This window comes from Sciscionella marina DSM 45152 (genome assembly GCF_000379465.1).
GTDB classification, from domain to species: domain Bacteria; phylum Actinomycetota; class Actinomycetes; order Mycobacteriales; family Pseudonocardiaceae; genus Sciscionella; species Sciscionella marina.
Genome location: NZ_KB905444.1, coordinates 1 through 5273, shown reverse-complemented (window position 1 = coordinate 5273; position 5273 = coordinate 1). Strand labels below are relative to the sequence as shown.

General features: G+C 55.5%; 3 rRNA genes. All 3 read left to right on the top strand.

The window, feature by feature from the left end:
• The first annotated feature begins 36 nt into the window (after window positions 1–36).
• The 3 genes from A37U_RS0137640 to rrf all read left to right on the top strand — a co-directional run bounded on the left by A37U_RS0137640 (window position 37) and on the right by rrf (window position 5269).
• Window positions 37–1554 (top strand): 16S ribosomal RNA (locus A37U_RS0137640).
• Window positions 1555–1862: 308 nt separating this feature from the next.
• Window positions 1863–5002, top strand: a 23S ribosomal RNA gene (locus A37U_RS0137635).
• Window positions 5003–5151: 149 nt separating this feature from the next.
• Window positions 5152–5269: ribosomal RNA gene (gene rrf / locus A37U_RS0137630) — 5S ribosomal RNA — on the top strand.
• The 16S, 23S and 5S rRNA genes sit together here, the layout of an rRNA operon.
• Window positions 5270–5273: the final 4 nt, after the last annotated feature.

Here is a 5273-nt window from a genome sequence, read left to right as displayed (position 1 = left end):
TTTTTTTGCTTGGATTTTTTTCCGACTTTTGGTTTGTTGTTGGAGAGTTTGATCCTGGCTCAGGACGAACGCTGGCGGCGTGCTTAACACATGCAAGTCGAACGCGACCTTCCTTTCGGGGTTGGTTGAGTGGCGAACGGGTGAGTAACACGTGGGTAACCTGCCCTGCACTTTGGGATAAGCCTTGGAAACGGGGTCTAATACCGGATAGGACTACATGCTGCATGGTGTGTGGTGGAAAGTGTTTAGTGGTGTGGGATGGGCCCGCGGCCTATCAGTTTGATGGTGGGGTGATGGCCTACCATGGCGATGACGGGTAGCCGGCCTGAGAGGGCGACCGGTCACACTGGGACTGAGATACGGCCCAGACTCCTACGGGAGGCAGCAGTGGGGAATATTGCACAATGGGCGAAAGCCTGATGCAGCAACGCCGCGTGAGGGATGACGGCCTTCGGGTTGTAAACCTCTTTCGACACCGACGAAGCGCAAGTGACGGTAGGTGTAGAAGAAGCACCGGCTAACTACGTGCCAGCAGCCGCGGTAATACGTAGGGTGCGAGCGTTGTCCGGAATTATTGGGCGTAAAGAGCTCGTAGGCGGTTTGTCGCGTCTATCGTGAAAACTGGAGGCTTAACTTTCAGCGTGCGGTGGATACGGGCTGACTTGAGTGTGGCAGGGGAGACTGGAATTCCTGGTGTAGCGGTGAAATGCGCAGATATCAGGAGGAACACCGGTGGCGAAGGCGGGTCTCTGGGCCATTACTGACGCTGAGGAGCGAAAGCGTGGGGAGCGAACAGGATTAGATACCCTGGTAGTCCACGCTGTAAACGTTGGGCGCTAGGTGTGGGGTGCGTTTTCGTGTTCCGTGCCGTAGCTAACGCATTAAGCGCCCCGCCTGGGGAGTACGGCCGCAAGGCTAAAACTCAAAGGAATTGACGGGGGCCCGCACAAGCGGCGGAGCATGTGGATTAATTCGATGCAACGCGAAGAACCTTACCTGGGTTTGACATGCACAGGATTGCTGCAGAGATGTGGTTTCCTTTTTGGCCTGTGTGCAGGTGGTGCATGGCTGTCGTCAGCTCGTGTCGTGAGATGTTGGGTTAAGTCCCGCAACGAGCGCAACCCTCGTTCCATGTTGCCAGCAGTTCGGCTGGGGACTCATGGGAGACTGCCGGGGTCAACTCGGAGGAAGGTGGGGATGAGGTCAAGTCATCATGCCCCTTATGTCCAGGGCTTCACACATGCTACAATGGCCGGTACAGAGGGCAGCGATGCCGTGAGGTGGAGCGAATCTCAGAAAGCCGGTCTCAGTTCGGATCGTAGTCTGCAACTCGACTGCGTGAAGTCGGAGTCGCTAGTAATCGCAGATCAGCATTGCTGCGGTGAATACGTTCCCGGGCCTTGTACACACCGCCCGTCACGTCATGAAAGTTGGTAACACCCGAAGCCCATGGCCCAACCCTTGTGGGGGGAGTGGTCGAAGGTGGGACTGGCGATTGGGACGAAGTCGTAACAAGGTAGCCGTACCGGAAGGTGCGGCTGGATCACCTCCTTTCTAAGGAGTAACCAGAACAAGCATTGATTCGTTGATGTTTTTGGTTCTCACTTGTTTTAAGTGGTAGAAACATTTCCAATTCTTGCACACCACGAATGTTGGTGTGGGTGTGGCGCACTGTTGGGTCCTGAGAGAACACGCGAGTGTTTTTTCGGTGATTCCCTGGCTGATCATGATGGATACGGATCGTCTTCGTTTTTGTGTTGATGGTTTTGTCTTGAGTTGTGTGGTTGGTGTGGGGTTGTTGTTTGAGATTTGTATAGTGGTTGCGAGCATCTAGTTTTGTTTGCTTTAGTATTTTTGTGGTGTTGTAAGTGTTTGAGGGCGTTCGGTGGATGCCTGGGCACTAGGAGCCGATGAAGGACGTGGAAGACTGCGATATGCCTCGGGGAGTTGTCAATCGAGCTGTGATCCGAGGGTTTCCGAATGGGGTAACCCAGCACTCGTGATGGAGTGTTACCCGCATCTGAATGTATAGGGTGTGTGGAGGGAACGCGGGGAATTGAAACATCTTAGTACCCGTAGGAAGAGAAAACAATATGTGATTCCGTGAGTAGTGGTGAGCGAAAGCGGATTAGGCTAAACCATGTGCATGTCAAGCTGGCAGGTGTTGTGTGTGTGGTGTTGTGGGACCTGATTGGAGGAGGCTGCTGACTCCTCGGGTTGTTGTGTTGTGTTAGTGGAACAGGTTGGGATGCCTGGCCGGAGTGGGTGAGAGTCCCGTACGTGAAAACATGACGCAGTGGTCTGGATTGGTGTTCCCAAGTAGTAGCGCACTCGTGGAATGTGCTGTGAATCGGCCGGGACCATCCGGTAAGCCTAAATACTTCCTAGTGACCGATAGCGGACTAGTACCGTGAGGGAAAGGTGAAAAGTACCCCGGGAGGGGAGTGAAAGAGTACCTGAAACCGTGCGTCTGCAAGCCGTCAGAGCCTGTGCATCCTTTGGTGGGTGGCGGGTGATGGCGTGCCTTTTGAAGAATGAGCCTGCGAGTTCGTGGTGCGTGGCGAGGTTAACCCGGGTGGGGTAGCCGTAGCGAAAGCGAGTCTGAATAGGGCGTGTAGTCGCGTGCTCGAGACCCGAAGCGGAGTGATCTACCCATGGCCAGGGTGAAGCGCCGGTAAGACGGTGTGGAGGCCCGAACCCACTTAGGTTGAAAACTGAGGGGATGAGCTGTGGGTAGGGGTGAAAGGCCAATCAAACTCCGTGATAGCTGGTTCTCCCCGAAATGCATTTAGGTGCAGCGTCGCGTGTTGCTTTGCGGGGGTAGAGCACTGGATGGCTGATGGGCCTTACCGGGTTACTGAGGTCAGCCAAACTCCGAATACCGTGAAGTTGAGCGTGGCAGTGAGACGGCGGGGGATAAGCTTCGTCGTCGAGAGGGAAACAGCCCAGAACACCAGCTAAGGCCCCTAAGTGTGCGCTAAGTGGAAAAGGATGTGGGATTGCCCAGACAACCAGGAGGTTGGCTTAGAAGCAGCCATCCTTGAAAGAGTGCGTAATAGCTCACTGGTCAAGTGGTCCTGCGCCGATAATGTAGCGGGGCTTAAGCGCATCGCCGAAGCTGTGTCGTCCAAACAAGAGATCCGCCGGTGTCTACGGGTGTCGGTGTAGTCGTTTGGGTGGGTAGGGGAGCGTCCTGCATCCGGTGAAGCCCTGGAGTGATCCAAGGGTGGAGGGTGTGGGAGTGAGAATGCAGGCATGAGTAGCGAATGGACAGTGAGAATCTGTCCCGCCGGATGACTAAGGGTTCCTGGGGCAGGTTGTTCCGCCCAGGGTGAGTCGGGGCCTAAGGCGAGGCCGACAGGCGTAGTCGATGGTTAACGGGTTGATATTCCCGTACCCGTGTTGATGCGTCCATGGCGAGGTCGTTGATACTAACCACCCGAGCCCATGAGAGACCTTCGGGTTTTTTGTGGGTGAGCGTGGGGCCTGAAACGGTATTAGTCAAGTGATGGGGTGACGCAGGAAGGTAGCTCGGCCAGTGAGTGGTTGTACTGGTGTAAGCGTGTGGCCCGCAGTGCAGGGAAATCCGTGCTGCTGACTTGAATGTCGTGGGTGAGGCGTGATGCGTAGCCGTTGTGGTGAATTGGGTGATCCTATGCTGCCGAGAAAAGCCTCTAGCGAGTGTTGACATGGCCCGTACCCGAAACCGACACAGGTGGTCAGGTAGAGAATACTAAGGCGATCGGGTGAACTGTGGTTAAGGAACTCGGCAAAATGCCCCCGTAACTTCGGGAGAAGGGGGGCCACGGCCGGTGAACATCCTAGCGTTGGGAGCTGGTGGTGGCCGCAGAGACCAGGGGAAAGCGACTGTTTACTAAAAACACAGGTCCATGCGAAGAAGTAATTCGAGGTATATGGACTGACGCCTGCCCGGTGCTGGAACGTTAAGAGGACCCGTTAACTCCCTTGTGGGGTGAAGCGGAGAATTTAAGCGCCAGTAAACGGCGGTGGTAACTATAACCATCCTAAGGTAGCGAAATTCCTTGTCGGGTAAGTTCCGACCTGCACGAATGGCGTAACGACTTTCCCGCTGTCTCGACCGCAGGCCCGGCGAAATTGCATTACGAGTAAAGATGCTCGTTACGCGCGGCAGGACGGAAAGACCCCGGGACCTTTACTATAGCTTGGTATTGGTGTTTGGTTCGGTTTGTGTAGGATAGGTGGGAAACTGTGAAGCGGTGGCGCTAGCCATGGTGGAGTTGTCGTTGAAATACCACTCTGACCGGATTGGGCATCTAACCCGCGCCCATGATCTGGGTGGGGGACAGTGCCTGGTGGGTAGTTTAACTGGGGCGGTTGCCTCCCAAAGAGTAACGGAGGCGCCCAAAGGTTCCCTCAGCCTGGTTGGCAATCAGGTGTTGAGTGTAAGTGCACAAGGGAGCTTGACTGTGAGACTGACGGGTCGAGCAGGAGCGAAAGCTGGGACTAGTGATCCGGCCATCCCTGATGGAAGGGTGGTCGCTCAACGGATAAAAGGTACCCCGGGGATAACAGGCTGATCTTGCCCAAGAGTCCATATCGACGGCATGGTTTGGCACCTCGATGTCGGCTCGTCGCATCCTGGGGCCGGAGTAGGTCCCAAGGGTTGGGCTGTTCGCCCATTAAAGCGGTACGCGAGCTGGGTTTAGAACGTCGTGAGACAGTTCGGTCCCTATCCGCCGCGCGCGTTTGGAGACTTGAGGAAGGCTGTCCCTAGTACGAGAGGACCGGGACGGACGAACCTCTGGTGTGCCAGTTATCCCGCCAGGGGTATGGCTGGTTGGCTATGTTCGGAAGAGATAACCGCTGAAAGCATCTAAGCGGGAAACTCGTTTCAAGATGAGGTCTCCCACCCCACTGTGGGTTAAGGCCCCCTAGAGACCATGGGGTTGATAGGCCAGAGATGGAAGCCCAGTAATGGGTGTCGAGTCGACTGGTACTAATAGGCCGAGGACTTACACACCCCACCACACCAGATGCGGTGGAAACACTAAACGCGAACAAAACGTAACAAGCTCTGCCCGCAACCACTATACGATTCTGAACCAACAACCCCCCAAGACCTGCAGGTCTTGAGACAGGGTCGAAAACAAAAAAATGGTTCACGACTGTTTCGGTGGTGATAGCGGTGCGGGAAACGCCCGGCCCCATTCCGAACCCGGAAGCTAAGCCCACCAGCGCCAATGGTACTGCACCCGCCAGGGTGTGGGAGAGTAGGACACCGCCGAACACAA